The 24,357-nt window shown below is 36.4% G+C and carries 19 protein-coding genes and 1 pseudogene; 5 read left to right on the forward strand and 15 right to left on the reverse strand.

Annotated elements, in window-relative coordinates:
- Positions 1-72: 72 nt before the first annotated feature.
- The 4 genes and pseudogenes from PSR14_RS17925 to PSR14_RS17940 form a co-directional block, all read right to left on the reverse strand.
- Positions 73-448: pseudogene (locus tag PSR14_RS17925) on the reverse strand (Tn3 family transposase); the annotation flags it as partial.
- Between the two features lie 44 nt (positions 449-492).
- Positions 493-795 carry a hypothetical protein gene (locus PSR14_RS17930; RefSeq protein WP_000717602.1) on the reverse strand — a complete coding sequence of 101 codons (303 nt, stop codon included), beginning with the start codon at positions 793-795 and terminating at the stop codon, positions 493-495.
- A 540-nt stretch (positions 796-1,335) separates the two neighbouring features.
- Complete coding sequence (gene colA / locus PSR14_RS17935) at positions 1,336-4,251, reverse strand: collagenase ColA (RefSeq protein ID WP_098487410.1); 2,916 nt, start codon at positions 4,249-4,251, stop codon at positions 1,336-1,338.
- A 203-nt stretch (positions 4,252-4,454) separates the two neighbouring features.
- The gene (locus PSR14_RS17940; RefSeq protein ID WP_000115697.1) at positions 4,455-5,132 is read right to left on the reverse strand and encodes an MgtC/SapB family protein; all 678 of its coding nucleotides are present in this window, start codon (positions 5,130-5,132) and stop codon (positions 4,455-4,457) included.
- A 292-nt stretch (positions 5,133-5,424) separates the two neighbouring features.
- On the opposite strand from PSR14_RS17940, the gene PSR14_RS17945 reads away from it, so the two are divergent.
- Positions 5,425-5,943, forward strand: coding sequence for a GNAT family N-acetyltransferase (locus tag PSR14_RS17945; protein WP_001103101.1), 519 nt, complete (start codon positions 5,425-5,427; stop codon positions 5,941-5,943).
- Positions 5,940-6,857: a hypothetical protein gene (locus tag PSR14_RS17950; RefSeq protein WP_000978258.1), complete on the forward strand. Its 918-nt coding sequence runs from the start codon at positions 5,940-5,942 to the stop codon at positions 6,855-6,857. Before PSR14_RS17945 ends, PSR14_RS17950 begins: the two co-directional genes overlap by 4 nt.
- A 21-nt stretch (positions 6,858-6,878) precedes the next feature.
- Here the strand turns inward: PSR14_RS17950 and PSR14_RS17955 are convergent, their stop codons facing one another.
- Both PSR14_RS17955 and PSR14_RS17960 read right to left on the reverse strand, forming a co-directional pair.
- Positions 6,879-7,787 carry a VOC family protein gene (locus PSR14_RS17955; RefSeq protein WP_098487411.1) on the reverse strand — a complete coding sequence of 303 codons (909 nt, stop codon included), beginning with the start codon at positions 7,785-7,787 and terminating at the stop codon, positions 6,879-6,881.
- Positions 7,788-7,976: 189 nt separating this feature from the next.
- A complete protein-coding gene (locus PSR14_RS17960) occupies positions 7,977-8,888 on the reverse strand; it encodes a VanW family protein (RefSeq protein ID WP_000488988.1) in 912 nt (303 codons plus the stop codon).
- Between the two features lie 361 nt (positions 8,889-9,249).
- Here PSR14_RS17960 and PSR14_RS17965 point away from each other — a divergent pair, with 361 nt between their 5' ends.
- On the forward strand, positions 9,250-9,591 hold the full coding sequence (locus tag PSR14_RS17965; protein WP_001997954.1) for a hypothetical protein: 342 nt from the start codon (positions 9,250-9,252) through the stop codon (positions 9,589-9,591).
- Between the two features lie 117 nt (positions 9,592-9,708).
- Positions 9,709-10,800 (forward strand): DUF3900 domain-containing protein, encoded by a 1,092-nt coding sequence (locus tag PSR14_RS17970; RefSeq protein ID WP_000345047.1) that lies wholly within the window; start codon positions 9,709-9,711, stop codon positions 10,798-10,800.
- Positions 10,801-11,039: 239 nt separating this feature from the next.
- On the opposite strand, the gene PSR14_RS17975 is transcribed toward PSR14_RS17970, so the two are convergent.
- The 8 genes from PSR14_RS17975 to PSR14_RS18010 all read right to left on the reverse strand — a co-directional run bounded on the left by PSR14_RS17975 (position 11,040) and on the right by PSR14_RS18010 (position 16,150).
- Positions 11,040-11,387 carry a hypothetical protein gene (locus tag PSR14_RS17975; RefSeq protein ID WP_000566117.1) on the reverse strand — a complete coding sequence of 116 codons (348 nt, stop codon included), beginning with the start codon at positions 11,385-11,387 and terminating at the stop codon, positions 11,040-11,042.
- Positions 11,388-11,760: 373 nt separating this feature from the next.
- Positions 11,761-12,606, reverse strand: a complete 846-nt coding sequence (locus PSR14_RS17980) for an exonuclease (protein ID WP_000426499.1) — start codon at positions 12,604-12,606, stop codon at positions 11,761-11,763.
- 189 nt (positions 12,607-12,795) lie between these two features.
- Entirely contained in the window at positions 12,796-12,996 is a 201-nt protein-coding gene (cspB, locus tag PSR14_RS17985; RefSeq protein WP_001179150.1) for a cold shock-like protein CspB, read from the reverse strand.
- A 215-nt stretch (positions 12,997-13,211) separates the two neighbouring features.
- Positions 13,212-14,111 carry a hypothetical protein gene (locus PSR14_RS17990; protein WP_000449508.1) on the reverse strand — a complete coding sequence of 300 codons (900 nt, stop codon included), beginning with the start codon at positions 14,109-14,111 and terminating at the stop codon, positions 13,212-13,214.
- A 16-nt stretch (positions 14,112-14,127) separates the two neighbouring features.
- Entirely contained in the window at positions 14,128-14,571 is a 444-nt protein-coding gene (locus tag PSR14_RS17995; protein WP_001062756.1) for a flavodoxin, read from the reverse strand.
- Positions 14,572-14,709: 138 nt separating this feature from the next.
- Positions 14,710-15,330, reverse strand: coding sequence for an acetate uptake transporter (locus PSR14_RS18000; RefSeq protein ID WP_000070938.1), 621 nt, complete (start codon positions 15,328-15,330; stop codon positions 14,710-14,712).
- Positions 15,331-15,416: 86 nt separating this feature from the next.
- Positions 15,417-15,812, reverse strand: coding sequence for an NUDIX domain-containing protein (locus PSR14_RS18005; protein WP_000197779.1), 396 nt, complete (start codon positions 15,810-15,812; stop codon positions 15,417-15,419).
- On the reverse strand, positions 15,809-16,150 hold the full coding sequence (locus PSR14_RS18010) for an ASCH domain-containing protein (RefSeq protein WP_074532814.1): 342 nt from the start codon (positions 16,148-16,150) through the stop codon (positions 15,809-15,811). Before PSR14_RS18010 ends, PSR14_RS18005 begins: the two co-directional genes overlap by 4 nt.
- A 110-nt stretch (positions 16,151-16,260) precedes the next feature.
- Between PSR14_RS18010 and PSR14_RS18015 the strand changes: the two genes are divergently transcribed.
- Positions 16,261-16,818: a CatB-related O-acetyltransferase gene (locus PSR14_RS18015; protein WP_000966320.1), complete on the forward strand. Its 558-nt coding sequence runs from the start codon at positions 16,261-16,263 to the stop codon at positions 16,816-16,818.
- A 47-nt stretch (positions 16,819-16,865) separates the two neighbouring features.
- Here PSR14_RS18015 and PSR14_RS18020 read toward each other — a convergent pair whose 3' ends face one another.
- Positions 16,866-24,338 (reverse strand): DUF11 domain-containing protein, encoded by a 7,473-nt coding sequence (locus PSR14_RS18020; protein WP_169509405.1) that lies wholly within the window; start codon positions 24,336-24,338, stop codon positions 16,866-16,868.
- Between the last annotated feature and the right edge of the window lie 19 nt (positions 24,339-24,357).

The following is a 24,357-nucleotide window of genomic DNA, read 5'->3' on the forward strand; positions in this document are numbered from 1 at the left end:
CTTGATCTATCTACGCTAAGCAGAAAATCAAGGGTTTTATTTATGTTCTAAGAGGCGTAATGATCCAATAGAATGCTCTTCAATATGTAAATCTGTTTCGTGATGTAGTAAACCATCAATGTCATGAACGGCATCCCTAGCATTCGGATTAATCACTTTTGTATGAAAGCTAGAGAATTGATCACTCATAAAGCGATAAAGTGAAACTTTAATTAGTGGGGGTTTTCTTCATCTCCCACTGATTATTAGCCTTCACTAATCGGACTTTAATGGTAGCACCTTTACCTGTTCCGTACTGTGGATTTGCGTCTGCATGTAAAGATGAAACCTCCATTTGCATGCCCATCCCATCTGAAGACGAAGTGGTACCATCTCCCCAATAAGAAGCTAAATCTAGTTGGTGCTGGTAATTTACTAATGTTGCTTGTGCCTTATTCATTGAATCTTCACCACTCGTTTTTTATCGGACTTCTTTTTATACTTTTATTTTCTTTATGAGTTATTAGAAAAATAATTGTCTATATAAGTCTTTATTTTTTCAAAATCCTTTTCCATAAATAAGTTTGCTGGTACTTCAATTATTGGAAGATTATTTTCATTATCAAAAGGTGGACACGGTTTGGGAACTACCAAATAGTCAACTGAGTTTTTATCCCTAATATAATTAATCGAAACATCATAATACTCAGAAAAATATTCCTTCAAATCATCGTGATTCCTTAAAAATGGTAGAGAAAATATTGAACCATAATTTATACCAGCGTCGACAATTAATACAAAGCATATTTTTTTCATGATACACCCTCCTAGTATAATAAGTTTTAAGTTAATAACTGTTCCTTGAAAATTAAATAGTTTTTATCTTCAAGAGCTACATCAAAAAATGATGTATGGGTAAAATTTAGTCTTGGATACCAGGGGTTTTCCTAAATAATGGAAGTGCAGAAATGGATCCATCGGGAATATGCTTACTCCTCCTGTAGTTCGAGCACATTAAAAGACTGCGACCTAGACCAAAATGCACTGCATACGCACAAGCTGTATCGGTTTCCTTTTTCTTTATATTCAATTAAATCATATCATTATTTTACATAAATTTACAGACTTTGTTTTTTATTTTATTGGTAAACTTATGCTTAGCGTATAATTTCCGCGTTTCGTCGGCAGAACCCCTTATATGGAATCTTGTACAATACCGTATTGAAATTAAATATGCCTAAATGGACTGCACATATGGTAGCTACGTTATTTTCTCTTGGTAGTGCCTATCAAGCTTTTGTAAATTTTTTTGTATAACACGCAACAAAAAGGTCGCCACTCACGGCGACCTTTTTACTATTTCACTTCTACCGTATAATTCCCTGTTCCCCCGCCATACTGATACACATGTAAATAATATTTCCCTGGATACGTGTAGTAACTTCCTACTAACTTATTTCCTTCTTGCTGGGCATACGTAACATAATTATTTAAATCTGCTTCCGAATAAAGAACCCAGTTTACTCCAATATTATTTTCCTTCGTTACATTAATTTGCAGGTTTTTCGCTGTTTCCACATTTATTTCAAAGTAATCACTCGTATCACCGTTTCCTAAACTAGCACGTAAAATTTGATTTAGCTGCAGTTTATTTGCTGTCTGGAATGAGTTATTCGGCTCTTTTTCTACACTATTATCTTCTTTCTTTTGAACCGTTACATTCGTTGTAACAGTATTCGTTAATCCTTTGTCATCTGTTACTGTTAATTTCGCTGTATATGTTCCTTCTTTTGTATACACGTGAGTCGGATTTTGTTCATTACTTACCGTACCATCACCAAACTCCCATTTATACGAAGTAATTTTCCCATCTTCATCTTTTGATCCATCGCTTTTAAACGAAATTGCTTCATTTATATTTCCACTATAGGGCCCATTTATAACCGCAACTGGCACTTTATTCACAGCACCTTCTTCTGTATTAATACCATGGAATACAACATCATACTCAAATTGTCCTGCTGCATTCACACGGTAATTTATGAAATAAGCTGTTACTGTTTTATAGCCTGTCCATTCTTTCGCACTTAAACGTTTTAACGTATCATTTACGTTTTGTGTAATTGATTTCCAGTCTTCATATTCTCCTTTTGCAGTCGTACCTGTATATGTTCCTTGTAGTGTAAATGTATGAAAGAACTGTGATTTGTTTTTCTTAACTGATACATTACTTAATTTTGCTTCTGCTGTAATTTCTGCTGCAATATCTGAAACTGGTTTCGGTGCGTGCGTCGCTAAATAATCATCTGATACTAATGGAACATTATATTTCTCACGGTTATCTACTAACATTTGCATATAGTCTTGATACTCTTTATTTAAATTCGCATCTTTACTTAAAGCAGAGCGGTATGCATCATATGCTGTTACATCATTTTTCCTAATAAGATCATGAATTTTGTCAAACATATCATATCTCTTATTGTACATGTACGATTGTAAAGCGAAGGAATAATTATAGAAATCCCACGTTCCATATTTTGCGTTTAACGTTCTCTCTGCTGTATAACGTTCTGCTGGATTTGAAGATATGCCTCCTATAATACTCTTTCTCGGTACAACATTATCTGTTCTCGTTGCACCTGCAAAAAACTCCGCATTCCCTTCTTCAAACCAAGATAATCTCTCATTCTCATACATCTTCCCTTGTCCCCAAAGTCCTGGCACTTCATATCTACCTTGTAAATAATGCGTGAACTCATGTCGGAACAATTCTTCCAAACTATAAATGCTTTCTTCTGGCGTACGTTCATAAGTAAAGAACGTACCTGTTCCTTCTATATAAAGACCGCCGTTATTCGTTTCATATCCGTATAATTGACGGTTAAATTGATATTCAGCTGGGCTATTATAAATAACCATCGTTAATACATCATCAGGGTTTCCTTTTTCTAACGGCTGGTCACTTTCAACCGTACGATGGAATTGTGCCTTCACTTCTTTTGCCGCCCAATATAGACGTTTTACTTTTTCCTCAGTCACCTTATCTCCAGCTTTTAACACAATTGCTCCATCATCGAACGTATACGTTTTCGGTAAATATTTTTTCTTACCATCTTCTCTTATTTGATCTAGATCAACCACTTTACCATTCGCATCTTTCCCGCCATAATTCGTCGCAATTTGCTCAGCAGCTACGAAATATTGCTCACTTAAATACGGATAGATTTTTATGGCATCTGTTACAACTTGTAACCCTTTCGTTTCTGTACTATGGAACGTACCAAGTCTACCTGTATAATAAATACCATTATTAATTAACCAACCATTTTTCGCTGTCACCGTTCCAATTAAGGCAAAACGACTTAATTCATTAATATAGCTATCAATTTTTTGATACCATATTGTATCTTTCGGTGCTTTTCTCGTATCGTACAAATACGATTGAATATCGTAATCAACACCTTGCATAATATCGTAAATCGCATTTCCAGCTGAAAGATTATCTACCAATGTAGAAAAATTATCATTATATTGTTTAAAAATCTTTGCAGCTGATGTAATCGTTTCCACATCACTTGAAGCATTTCCAATTAATTTTCCATATGATGAGACAACTCTATTTTGTTCTAATGTACCGAGTTTAAAATTCGGGTTATTCGCAATCGTTTTTAGTGCAGGTAAGCATTTATCATGATAGCTTCGCTCATTTAGTTTACTTAATTCTGTATGATAAAATCCTAAATAAAAACCAGATCGTAACACCTCTACTAAAGTCTCAATCCCTTTTGAATCATCTTTCGTATAAGCTTGTCCTTGCTGGTTCAATTTATCAATAATTGCCTGCATTCTACTATCATTTTGATAGAATGCAAGACTATCCTTATTAAACTGAAATAGCCCAGTAATTTGCTCCCAATCAATTGTTACAAGTAAGTCCACTAACTGCTGATTGCTCAATTGATTTAATTCAGCAATTGTATACGTTTTCGCTACAGCTAATTGCTTACTTTCCTTTTTCACTTCAGGTGGCCTTTGGGACAAATCAGCAAATTGTAGCCTTTTCTCAAAAGACTTATTTTCCAGCACTTTTGATGAATGAGCTAATTCTTGCACTGGTAATTGTAAACCAATCGGCTCCATTTTGAGCACATTCCGATATGAAACTTGCTCTCCCTTTGTACCTTCTGCCAATGCGTCCCCTTGAAAACTCCCTAACATGAAACTAGCAAAACTTACCCCTATTAACACTTTTTTTGAATAGCCTTTCATGCTCTCCCCTACCTTACATTTTTTAGTGTACCGCACCATTATTTTACTATTTTCACTTTTTATACTGTATTGAGAAAAAATAAGGTAACGTTCACACATGTATCCATACCATGCAAAATTAACACTTGACTTTATGTGCGTTTTATATCAAAAAAAGATAGATAATAGCGAAATTCCCGCTACATCTATCCTCGTTTTCAAAACTATGATTTTAACTTTATGAATGTAACTTCTGGTAATGTTTGCATATGCTGAATAAACTCATTCTTTTCTTCTGACGATATGTTTTTCAGTTGCATCCCTACCTTATAAACAATTTCTATCCCTTGCTGTGAAGCTTCCACTTCATATGAAAGTATTGGAATGCCTTTCATATGAAGTGTTTCTAATATTTGTTGTACTGCTTCACGTTTATTTATACACATTTGCACCATTATATTTTGCGGAAATAAAAATTGCACCTTAAAAATACGACTTACAATCTCTAAACCAATTAAAACAAGAATCGTCGCTCCAATTCCTACTACATACATACCAGCACCAATTGCTAATCCAATTCCTGCTGTAGCCCATAAACCAGCTGCTGTCGTTAATCCTTTCACCGCCTGCTTTTGAATAATAATTGTACCTGCACCTAAAAAACCTACTCCACTAACAACTTGCGCTGCAATACGACTCGGATCTAGTGCCATATGATCTTCATTCATAATATCTGAAAAAGCATATTTCGAAACGACCATTATTAAAGCACTTCCTACCGCTACTAGGAAATGTGTTTTTAAGCCCGCTTCTTTTGATCGAATTTCCCTTTCAATACCGATTATTGCTCCTAACAAACCAGCAACACCGATTCGTATAATGAAATCAATATTTACACTCACGAGCTCTTCCCCCTTTCATTCATTATAGATAGATAAAATAAAAATTATCACACACATCTATTTATCGATATGAAGGAATTTTACTAAAATACACTTAATACCTAGGTCGTTTTATGTTAATATTTTAAATATTAACATAAAATAAATAACTTCTAATTTTAAACATCCAATCATTTTCTTGAAAAAACAAAGGTGGATAACATGAAATGAGGTTGAGAAAATTAAGAAAACGCTTTCATTTTGTGTCGTAATTTTTTTATACATACTACATAAATAAAGGAGCTTATTAACAATGAACGTCTCTTTACTTACACCTACTATCGATTTACAAGAAGAATACTTAGATTTTTATAACGAATGGAAAGATAGCGGTGAAACGATGATTCCGTGGGTTATTACAAAGGATCCTTCTAACTTCCCCGCTATGGTACAAGAATTACTCGATGCACATAATGGAATAAATCTTCCTGACTCTTGGGTACCAGATTCTACGTATTGGCTCGTTACAGATCATAATAGGATCGTAGGAGCTGTTAATATACGTCATAGTTTAACCGAACATTTATTTAACGCTGGCGGTCATATCGGTTATGGCATTCGCCCTTCTGAAAGAAGAAAAGGTTATGCTACGAAATTACTAGCATTATCACTGGAAAAAGCGAAGCAATTAAACATCACGAAAGCACTGATCGTTTGCGATGAAGTAAATACTGCTTCAGAAAAAACAATTTTACATAACGGCGGGCTTCGTGATGAGGATTTCATTGAGGAAGATGGGAATGTAGTAAGACGTTTTTGGATTGAGCTATGATGAAGTCCTCCAATGAAAATAATCTTGTTATAGAGAAGTATAGTAAAAATAATGAGCTACAAGTAAAACAACTTATTGATTTATACAATGAAGAATCGTACGTATTTCACTTATTACGAGATAATAAAACAAAATGTGCGTATGTTGCCTACTATAAAAAAGATGTAGTAGGCATCTTTTTCACCTGGGGCAGTAACTTCCATCCATACTGCACATACTTTCGAATATATACGAATCCTTTCTATGCAGAGCTACACATTGAAGAATTTTTATTAAACGAGATTCAAAAGCGAGAAAACTTTAAACTCCCATTACAAACCTCTATATGGGAAACATCAGCTCATTTAAAAACGTTTTTTGAAGAACATAATTTTACGGAAATTCGAAGAACATATATGCCGATATTAGACTTACAAAAAATAGTTTCTATCGATATAGTCCCTAATTCAAATTATCATGTACAAACTTTATCGAACATCGTATCAAATAATAATTTATTAGAAAAACTAGCCTACTTAGTAAAAGAAAATTATGAGCAAACCCACCTAGCAAATCCCGTTGCCTCATTCCCACTACAAACTTGGCAAGAGATGATTTTAGCTGATGACGTACTACTAGATGGGAGCTTTCTCATTATAAATGAAGAGCATCAAATTATGGCATACTCTTTCCTCCATACATCAGAAAAGGATAATACGGTAGAACTAGGATGGTGCGGAACTCACACGAAAGACGATTTATCCTTACTGAAACTGCTCGTTTTCGAACAATTTATGTATGCAAATAAACACGGCTATTCTTTCATTCAAGGTGAATTCGATTCAACAAGTATATATGCAATGGAGATATTAAAATCCGTTCCTTTCAATCCTTGTGCTACCTGGATTACGTATCAAAAAGAAGTCGGAAGGTAATTATACACCTTCCGACTTCTTTTATGCTGTTTCTATTTCAAACTGTACTGTAATACCACTCGGGTCTACTACAGTTAATCCAGTTAAAATCTCACTTATTCCATGTTGTTTTTCTATTAATCTTTCTTTCACTTCATCTAATGCTTCTTTATGCGGTAATACAATCGTATATACCTTAAGTCCAGTTGCATGTGCTGGTGAATGCGGGTTATTTACTCCGTTCCACGTATTTGCGCCTATATGGTGATGATATCCTCCTGCAGAAATGAATAAGCAGTCATCTTCACGTTGCTGCACTTCAAAGCCTACTGTATCTACATAAAAGTCATGTGACTCTTCTACATTAGCTATTCGTAAATGTACATGTCCAACGACAGTATTAGCAGGTAATCCATCAAACTCATAATCAACAAGCGTTGCTAGGTCTTTTAAATCCAGCGGGGTACTTCCTCCTGGCCCTTCTCCCCATTGATCGCGCGGACGATCCGCATATATTTCAATACCATTTCCCTCTAAGTCTTGTAAATAAAACGCTTCGCTATACGTATGATCGCTTGCGCTATTAAACCTTGAAATTGGTAAAATTTCATTTGAATATGTATAACGTCCCTCTTGCTCAGCCGGACTATCAATTACATTCTTATTACGAATCACACCAAATAATGCCGACGCAAAAGCCTCACGAGTCGGAACCAAAAAGGCTACATGATATATACCAGTCGTACGCGGCTCTTGCAGTACCCCGTCCTCTAACTTTTCAAGAACAAGTAATGTATTCTTTCCACCTTTTCCAGATAAATATGCTTTATTCCCCTCTTGCTTAATTACTTCTAAGCCTACAACATTCTCATAAAAGGAAATTTGACGTTCTAAATCTATCACCTTAAATTCAACATGACCAATACGTGTTTTCGGATGAATCTGTACCATAAATAACTCCATCTCCTTATCCCAATATTCTTCCATTACATATAACCGTTACTATGAAGGATACAACTAAAATCATCCTATGTAAATAAGAAAAGTCAGAATTTACACTTATTTTTATGTTCATAATAAAAAGTCACCTCTTCTAACTTTCAGAAAAGGTGACTTTACAAAAATAGTCTGTTCTAATTCTTATCGCATTTTATGTACTTCAGCAACTAACTTTCCGCCCTGAATGCCCATATAAAGCTTCACAGGTGCATCATTCGTATTTTCAAACACTAAGTCTAAGTATGGATATGCAATTGTAGCATCTCTTCCTTGTGGAACGTAACCTACCGTTTTAGAATGTGTTGTTCTCTCTACCATTTTCAAACCAGCTTGATCTGCCGCATTGTATAATGTTGATGATGTTTGACAAACACCACCGCCATATCCATCTACTAATTTACCATCTACAATTTCTTTTCCTAATTGATATCCTTTATCTGGCGTTGTATCACCAATTAATGCATTGAAAGAGAAACGGTCTCCTTTTGCTAATACAACTCCATTTATGCTCGCTGCTGACAAACGAATATTTTCAATACGGCCACCTGTTGAGCCACCTAAATTCGTTTCATATCTACCAATTACCGTACCACTTCCTTGCGCATCACTTAATGTTGCAGTAGGCTTCTTCTCAACAATAGGTAATTGATAGGAAGAATCCCACATACCTACGTTTAATAATTTATCTACTAATTCTTTTTCCATTAATTCATAAGAAGGTTTCCCTTCTTGCCAACTTCCATCAGATCCTAGACGTGAAGGGACCATCTTTTTGTCAACATTTTTCCCAACTTCCCTAGCAACCTTCTCAACTGATTTTTTAAATTTCGCTTCATCTTCAAAATAACCTAGACTCGACAAATCTAACTTTTTTACTTCCGTACCTGTACGCCCATCTACTAAACTAATAGAATCCTGTACTTCTGCTTTAGCCTCTACCGTGTGGCCACCAATATCACTTACTAATGCAACATCACTTACTTTTGTACCACAGCCACTCACTACAGCTACACATAAAACCCCAACTAATATACCCTTTACTTTACGGAACAATATACTCTCCCCTTTTCCCCAATACTACTTTTATGTATTATTTCATTTTTATGTATGTTTTGTTACAATCATTTTACAATATATTTATAAATTGTTACAAGTTATTTTTTACTCTATATAAATTACTCTTTTCTTTTCCAAATGTCTATATATATTTACATAAAAGTTTGAGTTTGATAGAATTGTAACCTTTACGTAACCTCTCCCTATTATCCAGTATATACCATAAAACGAACGAAATACAAATGTAAAACTCCATATTCGTATTTATAAAAAACATCCTGTGAACATAAATAGGTATTTGCCGTGCCACACTCCGCTTTTACACATACATTATGGTGAATTAACCTATTTTAAAGAAATGGAGGATGTTTTTATGTACCCCTACAATCCATACGATCCATATAACCAAACTGGTTATCAACCTCAATATGATTTACAAGCACAATACCAACAATATATAGATCCAGTAGAACAAGTTAATCCATATGATCAAACTCGACAATTCCAACTTCCAATCTCTTTTCCTGGTGCTGGAAACCGTCAATTAGAAAGACGAGTAAATGAGCTTGAACAAAGAGTACGTCAATTAGAAAACACGGTTGAACGTCATACACGTAGATTAAACCGCTTAAACCAACGTTTACGTACAGTAGAAAACAGACTGAACATTCCATTTTCAGCATTAGAAGACGGATTTTAATTTCGGAAATAAAAAATATATGAAGGAAGGGGGCTTCCCCTTCCTTATATAAATTGACGAAAGTTTTTTCCATCTCTATACTGATAAGAGTTAATGAAATGAAACAAGGTGATAAATATGGATTTTGAAATAAATTATCTTTCCTTTTATGTTGTACAAGTAGAAGGAAAAGGTGAAGCTGTTGATAAACGCTACAAACATTTTCAAACATTAGACGCTGAAGAGTATGAAGATAGCTCCTTAAAAGAATTTTTGAATGGAGAATTATTAAAAATTTCAAAGAGAAAAGTAGAACGTCATGCGAAAACAGAGCAAGCTCCGACAAAGATCGGTCGCTTTATTGTAGAAGAAGGGCACGAACTTGATTCAAATCCTCATTACAACTTATTTAATCGCATCCGCTTTGCAGAAACGAAGGAAAACTTCAAAGATATGAGCGAACCTCTCGTTTATACATATCTTGACACAAGTGCTGTACGCGGTGGTGTATTTTTAATTGCGCAAGCTAAACTACGCAAATACTTTGATGATCCATTCGTTTTCGTTATGAAATGTGACTTTGAGCCGAAAGTCGCTTCCATTTCCGATGAATCCACACTAATTCGTAACGTTGAAATGGCCATCACAACAAAAAATATGAAATCTATCCAATATCCGTACATGCCCGAAGAAGGTATGGTCGAAGTGGGCGAGCTAAAGATTCACCAAGCATCACACGCCCGTTACTTTGAAGACTTCTTAAAATTCGTCGAATACGAACGCTCTATGCCTGAAATTATGAAAACACAAGTAATGGACATGGTATACGACCAAATTGAAGATGTATTTGAAGAAGGTACGGAAGAGCGCGAACAGTTCGACCAAGCAATGGAAGTATGGGCTGCCAGTCCGAAACGCGAAATTATGGAACAATTTTCAACCGAAGAAGTAATGGAAGCTACCGCTCAAATCGTCGAGCATGCGCCTGAAGTGGAATTGAAGCTAAAAGCGGATCATATCTCTGTGAAAGCCCTACTTGCTGATTTCGGGGATCAAATACATATCGCAAAGGTAAATGACCGATACGTATTAATGATTGAGGCTGATACACTTACATTTGAGAAAGGCTTCTCTCCTATTGAATTTCTGAAGCCAGACGAGTTGCAAGACGTAATTGAACGGATTGAGAATAAGCAGCAGTATTCTTATGATCCGAACGGGATTGAATAAACCATTCTATATCCCTATTTTTACAGAGCACTATTAACAAACGATCTTTTATTTGTGACACATTTGAAAGTTATGTAAAAAACCGATTCTACTAAGAATCGGTTTTTCTGCTTTATAATAAAATATGCTTATTTTTGATCCAAGAGGACATTTGTCACAGGATTCAGTAGATTTGTTTTTTGGTGTACAAGTGTATTTCCATTAGAGTAGTCACTATGTATATTGGTAAAATGAAATTTTCACTTTACTACCTCAAATTTATTGTACTCGTAAAAAGATAATTGAAAACGATATTTTGGATGCTCTCTCACCCAATCGTAAGCTTCTTCTAAAATATCCATTTTGTTTTGCAAGTCATTCAATTCACTACATTCGTTCCTTTTCTGTTTGCATAGCGGACAGAATCCATTCACTATTTCAATACTCGTCGCCCTAATCGTTTTCCTTTCTAAATCAACTACTAGACGAAGAATAAGAGAATGTTCGTCTTTTGTAGTCACCGTCATTTCAGCAATCCCATCCTCATTCCAAAAGACTCCGTTTAATTCCATCTGTACGGTAACATCGTTAATATCCAAGTCTATCACTATCACACCTCCCATATATATATAAGACTCTTAGCTTACTCTTCTATTTTAATCTTTAATACACCACGATTTAAAGATATATTAAGCCTTTTCCAATTCTTCTTCTGTGCTATGAAAGGAAGTGTAATTACCGCTATAGCGTGGTAAATATTATCCCAAAAACTAAAACTGTTACAATGTTAAAGATTGCTTCCATTCAACTTTACCCTCTTTCATTTCTATGGGCTCTAATTTTATGAATATATTAAAAAATTTCTTACCACACCTTAAATTTCAAAGTAGCACAACAAATCAATTCCTATTTATATGAATACTTTATTCATCCATCAATACAATGACAGTAAATTTATGTAGCTAGAAATAGAGAAGAATGTCATTTAACCTCTGCATTCTTCTCCATCTCAGCCAAATACCTAATCTGCCTTTCCGCTTTTCGAACCGCCGTACGAAAATGTTTTTTCAGAAGTTCTATTGTTGGTTCACTTATATAATATCTTTCCGTTATACTTTCCCACGTGTCGCTACTTTCAAATGTACTCCAAACGAAAGGACGCTCAGTATTTTTTCTCATTTCTTTAAATACCCATTTTCGCATCTTTTTTTTCGCTTTTTCTGTTAGTTTTCCGTTCTCTACTAGTTCAAGTTCACCATGCCTTTTATACCTTTTAGTAATATCTCTCTCGCTATATGCTTTAAGAAGTATGTTCGCTGTATTCTCAGCATCCGCTAAAGCACGGTGCTGCTTCCCTTCCCATATTAAACCGAGCTGTTCTACTGCAGATTGTAAACTTGGTGTATGCTCAAACAATTCTTCATACGCTTGAAAAACAAATTTTTGTAAATCAATTCTTCTTTCTTTTTCCATACAAGGGCATTCTACAGCATGTAACGTACAATCATGAGATAGAAATCGATAATCTTCTTTTCCCCATGTAACAAATATAGAATCTTCTCCGATAAACTGAATAAATCTCTCTATAATTTGCGGAAATTTCTCTACATTCATTAAATCTTTCTTTGTAATTCCCGTTAATTTTGTCGTATGACGAGTAAGTCGTGCACCGGGTTTTACTAACTCCGAAAATTCTCCAATTATCTTCATTGTACTTGCTTCTATTTTTACAGCTCCGATATCAACTATCTCTGACGGATCTTCTGATTTATATGGCCTAAAATTTCTCTCTATATCAAACACAATAAAATGTGTAGCGTTTTCCAATTTATTTACCTCTTTCTACATTCCTTTTCACACACATACTTTATTTTCAGTATTTATTTATTCATACACTTTATGCATGTAATACTTCATCTAAAACACGAAAATTCAATCTCATTATGCTATGTACATAGGAGGTTCTTCAATTAAAACGCAAAAAAAAAGAAGGGCAAGCCCTTCTTTCTTCCACAATTACTTCTTGTTAACGTTTGTAGCTTGAGGTCCACGGTTACCTTGTTCTACTTCGAAAGTAACTTCTTGACCTTCTTCTAAAGTTTTGAAACCTTCGCCTTGGATAGCTGAGAAATGAACGAATACGTCTTCTCCGCCTTCAACTTCGATGAATCCGAAACCTTTTTCTGAGTTAAACCATTTTACTTTACCGTTTTGCATGTAAAAAATCCTCCTACAATGTACCTATATGTACATATTCATTTTCAACCACTTTACAAAAATAAGTCAGACATTAAAAAAACTGCAACTCTGAGGAGATTTAACATTGCTATCCTCCTCGGAAGTTACAGCTCATTTAAATCTCTATATTATTAAAAGTAAAATGGTTTAAATATAATATATCATATCAATATAATAAAAGCAAAGTTTTTTTGCTATACAATTTTTTTCTTCCACTGCATCGCTTTTGATTCACCTGATCCCGCTACAAAATAGGCTTCTTTTTGGTTCACAATGCGCCAGCCATGCCCTTTAACTGAATCACATACTGTTACAATTCCTTCTTCTAAAAGTACACGACAAACAGTACTAATCCCAGCCTTATTTTGCGTTGACGTTGTATATAACACATGTTGATCTACACTTAAGTCTAAATAGCTACTTGCTTTTTGCTCACTTTGACATGTGTGCCAATATGGTTTTTCACTCTCAATACTTTCATTTATTTTACAAAAAGAAATATTCCCGCTAATGCCTTTGCATGATCCACTGGCTGCTACTAAATAAGAGTTGTGTAAAGTCAACGCTGAGATCATTTGATTCATTACGATTTTAATCCTCTTTAATTTAAGTGTCTCCAAATTAAAGAGCCAAACACCACCATATTTAGCATGTATTTTCGTACCGATAAATAAGTAATGTTTATATAAAAACAACGATCGAATAGATGGTGCTCCGCCACCATATTCAAGAAATGGATGAATGGTTTCCCATGTCGAACCAAAATCATTCGAATGATACAACGTTTTATCTCCATGAGCAATGACAGTTCCTTCTATATTACTACATACATTCCAACTCGTTGCCTTTGTTGGAAAACGTTGAACCGTCCAATTCTCTCCACCATTCATACTACGAATAAAAATTCCTTCGTCACCTACACCATACACTACATTATCTTCGCTATGTAAATCCCTAATTCGTTTTTGAAAACCATTTAAAATTTGTTTCCATTCTCCGTCTTGTTCAATAAATAAACCATTATATGTAGTAGCTAACATAAGCTTTCCATCTCTTAACTTTGTAATAGCGGTCGCACTTAACATTGTCTCCACGTTGACACTCCCATTCTTAGAACTTCTCAGCAAATGCAATTGCAAAATTACTGCATTTTTCAACATCCTCTTCATCTTCTGGAGCTAGTTCGATTTTCAACCCTTCTTGTACAAGCTCTGCACCGCGCTCTACAAGTCTTTCTTCAAATATCGTTACCGCTTCACAAAATAGTTCATACGCCGTATCACCTGATCCGAATACCGCTACTTTCTTCCCTGATAAATCTATATTTTCTAAGTCATCATGGAAATCTTCCGCTTCAAATGGTAATTCCCCATCTCCCCACGTATAAGATCCTAAAATGATTCCATCATAAGCTAATAATTCTTCAGCATCCATGCCTTCCATTTCTTGCAATACTACTTCATGATCAAAAGCATCTAAACTAACTTTAATTAAATCAGCAATACTCTCTGTATTTCCTGACATACTTGCATAAGCTATTAAAATTTTTGCCACTTTGGCATCCCCCTCTTTCAATAAATGATTCTCATTCTCATTATATTAATAATGAGAATCAATTTCAATTGTATTTTTTATTTTTATTTATTCCATATAAAAAAGCACAGATGACTATACAATCATCTGTGCTTTTTATTACTTTTTAAAAATACCAAACGGCTTTCCAACTGGTAAAACAACTTTACCAAAGTGTGTGTTTAACACTGCTGCTGCTGAACCATAGAAAGATAATAATGAAATAAGAAGTTCAGAATATGCTGCTAAATTATGCATTGCATGCGGCATAACACCTAAAGTACTTAATGAAAGACCGATAAATAAGAAATCAATAAGGACGAAAATCATAAATAATACTTTATGTGTTTCCATTGCACCAATTGTCATAAAGATTGTGAAAATTAAATATCCGATAAAGGCTACACCAAGCTGTTTTGAATCTGCAGCTTGCGCTAATTTTTCGCCAAATACTCCAAGTTGAATTAACCAAGTCATTCCAACACCTAGCCAAAATAGACCGTATGCACCGAATGCTGTTGTACCGAATGTATTGTTATGCTTTGCATCGTGAATGCAAGCAAAGATTTGTGCAAATCCTCCTAAAAAGATTGCCCATGGTAATACTAGTGAAACGCCATCTGTTAAGCCTAACTTTTGAGATGATGCTACAAGTGTTACCATCGCTAATCCAAATAGACCGATTCCAGATGGATCTGCTGTTGTCATTTTCACATGATGTGTAGTTGTTTGATTGCTCATATAAACCTCCTGATTATAAACATACTCGAATACAATACTTAAATCAGAAGACTATGTCAATGGTTTTTTTTGTATGTTGTCAGACCTTATATTTTATAATGTTCTAATATACTTTCAACCACTTCATACGGTTTTATATTCACTTTTTCCAACTCATATATCGGCAACCATAACGGAATATAAATCCCTCTATCTTTCATTTCGAATTCTTCAGCTTTACCACTTCCAAAAACTCCACCTACAATATCGGCATTAAAATAATACTCCGTACCCTTATACTCCACCTTTGCAATTAGATGCTCCACTTTTATATGTACCCCTAATTCTTCAAAAATTTCTCGCTTTGTTGCTTCTTCAGGTGTTTCTCCTTCTTCAATTCCTCCACCTGGAAAAACATAGTACGTTTCATCTTCTTGGATACGTTTTATAAGAGCAATTTTCCCTTCCTGCACAATGATAGCTGCGCCGCGATTTCTTGTCATTTTATTACCTCAATACCGATCGCAACTGTTCCCCACTTTTGTTCTTGTTCTTTCGTATATATTTTGTATGTACTTTCTAACATTTCCGCTAAACTATCATTTCCACAATCCAATAATTTTTTATCAATTTGTTCGTACATTGCTTGAAAGTTTTTATATCGTTTTATCTCCGTTACTTTTACAGCCATCGTTGCTGCTGTCGTAAGGTTCGTAAATACAATATGATCGCCTTGTTTTATGAGTTGACGCTTTTTATCGTATAAGCGCACTTCATACACTTTTTTTCCTGATTGAATTGACTGAAAAGGTTTATTATATAATCCCATTTCATATCTCATACATTCCACTCCCATTTATTTATTTTACCTATTAACACTGGTCACCTTACTACACCTTGCATATAATATTCCACGCTTATTTCTTGATTGAGAAAGAAGGTTGAAGAATCATGTTATATTTAAATCAAAAACCTGAATATAGTAAGTATGATATCGGTGATTATACTTATAGTAAAGTAGGTCCAACTATTTTTTCTTGGAATGATGAAACGAAATTAAAAATAGGTAAGTTTTGTTCATTAGGAGAAGAAGTTGTTTTCATACTTGGCGGAGAACATCGCGCGGACTGGATAACGACTTATCCATTTAACGCTCTTTTCAGCGAAGGAGCCCATATTACTGGTCACCCCTCTTCAAAAGGTGATATTGTAGTCGGCAATGATGTATGGATTGGTTATCAATCCTGCATTTTATCTGGTGTTACGATTGGTAACGGTGCCATTATTGGCGCAAAGAGTGTTGTTACAAAGGATGTACCACCATATGCAATTGTAGCTGGTAATCCTGCAAAATTTGTTCGATATCGTTTCCCACAAGAAACAATTGACAAACTAGAAAATATCTCATGGTGGGACTGGGACATTTCTGTTATAAAAGGAGCTATTCCATTTCTACTCTCCGACAAAATTGATGAATTTTTCAGCTCACCCGAAAAAGAATCTACTTGATTCATCCAGAAAGAGCATCCTTCTCTTACAGGATGCTCTTTCTGCATTTATTTTCTCTTTATTTGCAAGTGATCACACGGAGAACATTGAAAAGAAATTTTCCCTAAACAATTAAGATTCGTTTCGCAAATTTGTTCTATCGTTGGAACAAATGGAATAACAACTATATTACTTTCTACTATTTGTATAACAGGTGGTAACACTGTGCCTACTTGATGTTCGAAACGAATACTTGCTTGATTTATATAATTCCCCGAACCACTTGGGGCACTCTGAACTACTACTTGGAACGAAACTGTTCGTGCTTCACCTGGATTTAAATTCCCTATAAGAAATCCTGATACCGGGCTTACATTTGGTACTGGTGTATTATCAACCGTTACACTTCCAAGGACAAATCGAACACTACTATCTAACATATCTTGAAAACGAATATTTTGTATGACAGTATCACCCGTATTTGTAATAACTGTCGTAAAGGTAATAACATCTCCAATCGTTGCTGCCTGTAAATCTGCCGTTTTTACGACTGTCGTTGAGACATTTTGAGGAATAAACGGGATAACAACTGTATTGCTATCACCTTCCACTACTACTGGTAACTCATTCGGATTTACAATTGCTAGCCCATTTGCTATAGCAGTATTTGTAACTAAATTATTTATTTGTCCTCCTGTTATGACAACTTGGAAATTAATAATGGCTGCATCATTTGGCTGAAAATCACCTAATGGAATACCGGTATTTGGATTAGCAAATGGAAGAGCTACATCGTTTACCGTTACCGTGCCATTTATAAATAACGTATTTGGATCAATGATATCCGTTAACACAATGTTGGTCACAGGAACTGTACTATCATTTATAACGGCAATTCCGTAAGTGACAACATCTCCTACCATTGCTACTTCAAAGTTTGCTCCTTTTGCAACAAATAAGATTGCAGTATTTACCGTCACTATAACTGTATTGCTCGTGTCCATCACTGTAACTGGAGGCTCTCCTGGTACTAAAATATATTCTGCTAACGCCCCAGCAACGTTTACTACTGTACCACCATCTGGAAAACTTGTAATCGTAGCTTTATATGTTACAAGTGCCGTCTCACCAACTGGAATATCTGGTATCGTAAATCCAATTTGCGGATTTACCCCCGGTTGCAGAACCCCATTTATCGTTACACTATTTGGAACGAAATCAGCTTCCTGAGATAGCACATCGATAAATTGAACATTCATTGCATCAGCAGTACCAGTATTTAATATACGAACCGTATACGTTACCGTTTCTCCTACGCCAACAATTGAATGGTCTACTTCTTTTAGCATATCTAAGCTACCTCTATTTACCGGCGTAACCGTCGTATTACTTGAATTTGTAATTGTAGACGGAGGTTCTCCTGGAATCAATTCGAAATCACCCGTTACTCTCGCTGTATTCATAATGCTACTAGAAGACGGAACCGAGATTACATTTACTTCAAATGTAATTAATACGCTATCCCCTACAGCAAGATCCGGTAATGAAAAGCCTACAAATGGATCTAATCCTACTTGCGGAATCCCATTTATTTGTACACTTCCAGGAACGAATTCTAAACTAGGTGACGGAAAATCGATAAACTGAACATTCGTTGCTGTTACCGTTCCCGTATTTGTAACTTGCACACTATACGTTAACGTATCTCCTAAACGTGTCGCTTCTTTATTTACAGATTTTATAACGCTAAATCGTCCTCTATTCACTCTAGTTATCGTCGTATTACTCGGCTCTGTTACTACAACTGGTGGTTCTCCTGGCACTAAAGTAAAGCTTCCTGTTATATTTGCAACGTTCGTAATTGTTCCTGATGACGGGATGTTTGTAACTGTCGCTTGAAACGTCACTATAACCGTTTCACCAACTGGTATATCTCCAACTCCAAATCCAGTAATCGGATTTAAGTTTGGTTGCGGGGCTCCATTTATCGTTACACTATTTGGTACAAATGACGCTCCTGCTGAAATGGTATCAATAAACTGAACATCATTAGCTGTTACTGTTCCTGTATTCGTTATTTGCACTGTATACGTCAATACATCTCCAACTAGAGTAGCGGCTCTATTTACTTGTTTAATAACATTAAAGCGTCCTCTATTTACAGTTGTGAGTGTTGTATTACTTGGCTGATTTACTATAACTGGTGGTTCTCCTGGTACTAATACAAAACTTCCAGTTACATTTGCCGTATTGGCAATTGTTCCGTTTGACGGAACACTAACAACAGTTACTTGGAATGTGACTTCTACACTTTCACCTGGGTTTATATCTGGAAGCGGGAATCCATTATTCGGATTGAATCCAGGTTGTAACACACCGTCTATCGTTACACTGTTCGGCACGAATGCTATAGAGGAAGGTAGTACATCACTATATTGAATATTCGTTGCTGGCACTGTCCCTGTATTTTGAACTACTGTTGTATATGTGATTGTATCGCCTACTGCAACAACCGGCTGACTTACTGATTTTAAAACATTCAAACCAGGCTCATTGATTTCTGTTAATGTCGTATTACTTGTCGTCGTCTCCGTAATCGGTGGTTCTGTTTCACTTACAGCAAATGTAGCTGTAACGTCTACAAAGTTAACAATCGTACCACCTTCTGGTATGCTTGTAACCACTTCCTGATATGTGACAACTACAAAATCATCTACAGGTATATTTGGAACTGTAAAACCAATGAAAGGATCTAATCCTGGTGCAGACACCCCGTTGATGCTCACACTTCCTGGTACAAATGCTACACCAGCAGAAGTCGTATCGATAAATTGAACATTGGTCGCTGGCACTGTTCCGAAATTAAATATCAATACATCATACGTTAATATTTCTCCTACAGTGGCTACTTCCTTATCTACTAGTTTTAACGGAAAAATAGACGCTATATTAATTGTCGTAACGACTAAATTCGTTAATATCGTTTCTGTAATCGGTGGTTCCTGCGGATTTGGTTGTGAAGTAAATGTAACATCTGCATCATTTAAGATGACTTCATTATCTGGAATTTCCGTAATGGTCACTTGGAACGTGACCTCAATACTTCCACCAGCGATTAATAATGGCGTAACTGTAAATCCTATTTCCGGATTTACACCAATTTGCTGCACTCCACCTATCGTTACACTACCTTCTATAAATGTCGTTCCTTCTGGGATGACATCTTGGAAGAACACATCTGTAACTGGTATAATTCCTACATTTGAAATGAGCACAGTGTACGTTAATACATCCCCAACCGCTCCAGCTGCAACGTCAACTGTTTTTGTTGCTGTTACTTCACCAGGAGGAGGTAACGGTATTGTAACTACCGTTGTATTACTTGAGTTCGTTGTTGTTACTGGTGGTTGTAAAGGATTTAATAAGAAAGTGGCTGTAGCAGATGCTGTATTTAATACTGCTCCACGTGTAGATGGTGCAACCACAGTAACTTGGAACGTTACGGTCAATGATGTTCCAGCTGCAATATTAGGAAGCGGGAATCCAGCATTTGGATCAAATCCAGGTTGTGGTGTTCCATTTATCGTTACACTATTTGCTACAAATGTTGTTTCTGGAGCAATTGGATCAATGAAAGAAACGTTCGTTGCTGTTACTGTACCATTATTACGAATGACAACAGAATACGTGTAAGTTTCTCCAAGTGCTGCTTGTTGTACAGATGAAGTTTTTTGTATATTTAACTGTGCTGTGTTTACTTGCGTCACAACGAAATTACTATTTGTAACAGTCGTTATTGGAGGGTTTGCTGGGTTTATAAGAAAACTGGCAGTAACGTTAGATTGGTTTCTTATATTTCCACCGCTCGGAACACTCGTCACGGTAACTTGAAACGTAACCGTGGCCGTTTGCCCGACCGGAATATTTGGTACTGGGAATCCTGCCATAGGATCCGCGCCTTGCTGAACGACTCCATTTATCGTCACACTATTTGCTACAAACGCAGTACCGGACGGAATTGGATCTTGAAAAATAATATTCGTTGCAGGAACAGTTCCTGTATTTTGAATAAGAATCGTATACGTTAACGTATCCCCTACTCCTGCTTGTGGTGTATTTACACTCTTCATTATATTAAGTGATCCTACATTCACTCGCGTCACAACAATATTACTAATCGTTACAATTGTAATTGGTGGCTGGAGAGGACTTACTTGGAAATCAGCAGTTACATTCGCATTATTCGGAAGAACTCTATTTGGTGGTACACTCGTGATTGTTACTTGGAAAGTAACTGTTACCATCCCTCCTACTGGAATATTAGCAAGTGGAAATCCAGTTGTCGGGTTTAAACCTGGTTGAGGTGTCCCATTTATTGTTACACTATTCGCTACAAAAGTGGTTCCAACTGGAATCGGATCAAGGAACGATACATTAGTTGCTGCTACTGTCCCACTATTTTGTATACGTACTGTATACGTTAACGTATCTCCTACACCAGCTTCAGTAGCGCTTACACTTTTTATTACATTTAATCCTGAAGAATTTACGACCGTCATAACAGTATTACTTGGTTCTGTTACAGTAATCGGTGGCTCTGTTGGATTTACAAGGAAATCTCCTGTAACATTCGCACTGTTTACAACATTATTTCCAAGTGGAACTTCATCAATTAATACTTCAAATGTAACAATTACACTCGCACCAGCGGGCAAATTATTTAATGGGAATCCGAATTCTGGATCTGCCCCTTCTTGTAAGATCCCATTCACAAAGACACTGTTTTCAATAAATAATGTACCTTGTGGAATTGAATCTTGGAAAAATACATTTGTAGCTGGTACACTACCTGCGTTTATGACTTCTATTGTATATACTAAAATATCCCCTACCGTTGCAACATCCGTATTTACTGATTTCACAACTTCAAAGTTACCTGATTGTACAGTTGTATTCACAATGTTACTCGGAACATTGATTGTTACGGGTGGTTCACTCGGATTCACTTGAAAACTTGCTGTTACATTTGCTTGATTTAAAATATCTTCATTTTCTGGATCCTGTATAATTAATACATCAAATGTGACTACAACGGTTTGAGCCGCAGGAATATTCGGAAGAGAAAATCCTGTATTCGGATTCAATCCACTTTGCGGTACTCCATTAATTGTTACAGAATTTGCAACAAATGAAACAGCGGAAGAAATAGTGTCTTGGAAAAATACATTTGTTAACGAAACGTTTCCTGTATTTTGAACGGCAATTGTGTACGTTAAAGTGTCCCCTACTGCGGCTTGCGTTGTATTCACTTCTTTTATTACATTTAAACCGCCTGTATTAACTTGTGTCACAACTGTATTCGTTTGTCTATTAATCGTTATTGGTGGCTGATTTGGAATAACGACGAAATTAGCAGTTACATTTCCGCGATTCGCAATCGTGCCTCCTGATGGCGTCGATGTAACTCGTACTTGAAATGTAACAGTCCTACTTCCGCCGGGAGATATATTAGCTACTGTAAACCCAGTCGCTGGATTTGCTCCAGGTTGTGAAATCCCCTCCACAGTCACACTATTTGCGATAAATGTCGTTCCAATTGGGATTGGATCTTGAAAAATAACGTTCGTTGCAAGTACATTTCCTGTATTTTGAATTGTTACCGTGTACGTAAGAACGTCGTTAACCGTTGCAAAAGCTTTATCCACTGTTTTTCTCGTTGTTATATCAGCTATATTAATTGTCGTAACTACAGTATTACTTGTCGCTTGCCCAGAAACTGGTTGTTGACCAGGCACTGGAGTAAAGGTAAATGTTGCACTTGCACGGTTCGGAATTGGATTGACAAGAGGGTTCGATGTTACTCGAACTTGAAAGCGCACTACGGTCGTTTGCGAAGCATTAATACTGCCTAGATTAATACTACTTGCTGGATTCGCTCCTGGACGTGCTACTCCGTTTACCGTAACGCTGTTTGCTACAAATGTTGTTCCTGCAGGAATACTATCAACAAAAATAACATTGTTTGCAGTAACGTTTCCATTATTCGTCACATTAACCGTGTACGTTAATACATCATTAAGCGTTGCCGTCTGTAGATCTACAGATTTTTGCATACTTATAGTTGCTTGATTCACTGTCGTTTGTACTGTATTCGAAGAAGACATACTAGTAATAAGTGGACTACCGACGAAAGGACGGAATTGATATGATACCATTGCACGATTTGGAATAGGATTGGGGTTCGGAAACGATGTTATTCGCACTTGAAAGGTAACAATTCTTTGCGTATTATTTGGGATTGTACCTAAATTAATTCCAGTAGCAGGGTTCGCATTCGGCTGTGTTACCCCTCCTACCGTTACACTACCTGCAACAAACGTCGTTCCGCTCGGAATACTATCACGTAATACAACGTTTTCTGCACTTCCTGTTCCTGTATTTGGGACCGTAATCGTATAAGTGAGAGTATCCCCTACCCCTGCGACTGTTCTATTGACCGATTTAACAGGATTAATAATTGGACCTGTTGCATCAATTTGAACACCAAAACCAGCTGCAGCGTATCCATCTCCATTTGTAACAAATCGAACAGTTGCTGACGTTTGATTGTTTACTAAAGATGCGGAGGCATCTACATTCGTAATATCCCACCCCTGTCTTCGGACAGCCAAAGCTACCCCTAACGGCTGATTTAAATCTCCAAATGTACCGCTCGTATCTAAATTTCCGCTGTCATTACAAATTTGAGACTGGAAGAAATTATTTGCAGGGTTTCTCGGCCCGAATAATGCAACTGTAGCACTCGCATTCGGTCCAAAGCGAAGTTGATCTCCAGAAATGTTAGAATCACCTTCTTGAGCAGTTACAAGTACCCTTCCTGTTACAGCTCCTGTAGCTGGCGTAGCAAATCCGGAAATAGTAGCATCAACTGGTGGTGATGAAGCATCAATAATTTCTTGACCTGCATATACTGACAAATTTCGAAGTGGTAAACTTGCATTTTGATACACAACCTCAAGCGTCCAGCCCGCTGAACGGCTAATTGTTGGGTCAGCTGAAGTTCTTGCAGCTGGCACGGCACCTGTAGTATATGTGCCTGCTCCACCTGCACTAACAAGATTCGTTACATTGGCAGAGCGAGCATAATAAAACTGGTTTCCTACTGAACCTTGCTGCGCGGTAGCAGGATCTGGCGTAACAGAAAACGTCCCTGCTGGCGTTGTAAATGTAATGTTATCATTTAAAAATGGTAAAACATCTTCCGTATCAGTCCGGAAAGTACCAGCCCAAACTAATTCTGCATATAACACACTGCTTCCCGCTGGAAGATTTAAAATTGCACTTGAAGAATTCAATTGCCACTCATCTGTTGTCCCCGCTGGGAATCCTGGTACTTGCAACGCTGTATTTACTGTCGTAAACACAGCAAGTGTACCAAAAATATTACCTGGTGCAGGCGATGTAGGGCTAAGTCCCAGCGTATTCCCAGTAAACGTGACGGCACCAGGTACTGTTGTCGTAAACCGATTTATAAAAGGCACACAATCATCTCATTTCAAT

It is taken from the genome of Bacillus sp. A01H (assembly GCF_045277205.1).
Taxonomy (GTDB): Bacteria; Bacillota; Bacilli; order Bacillales; family Bacillaceae_G; genus Bacillus_A; species Bacillus_A paranthracis.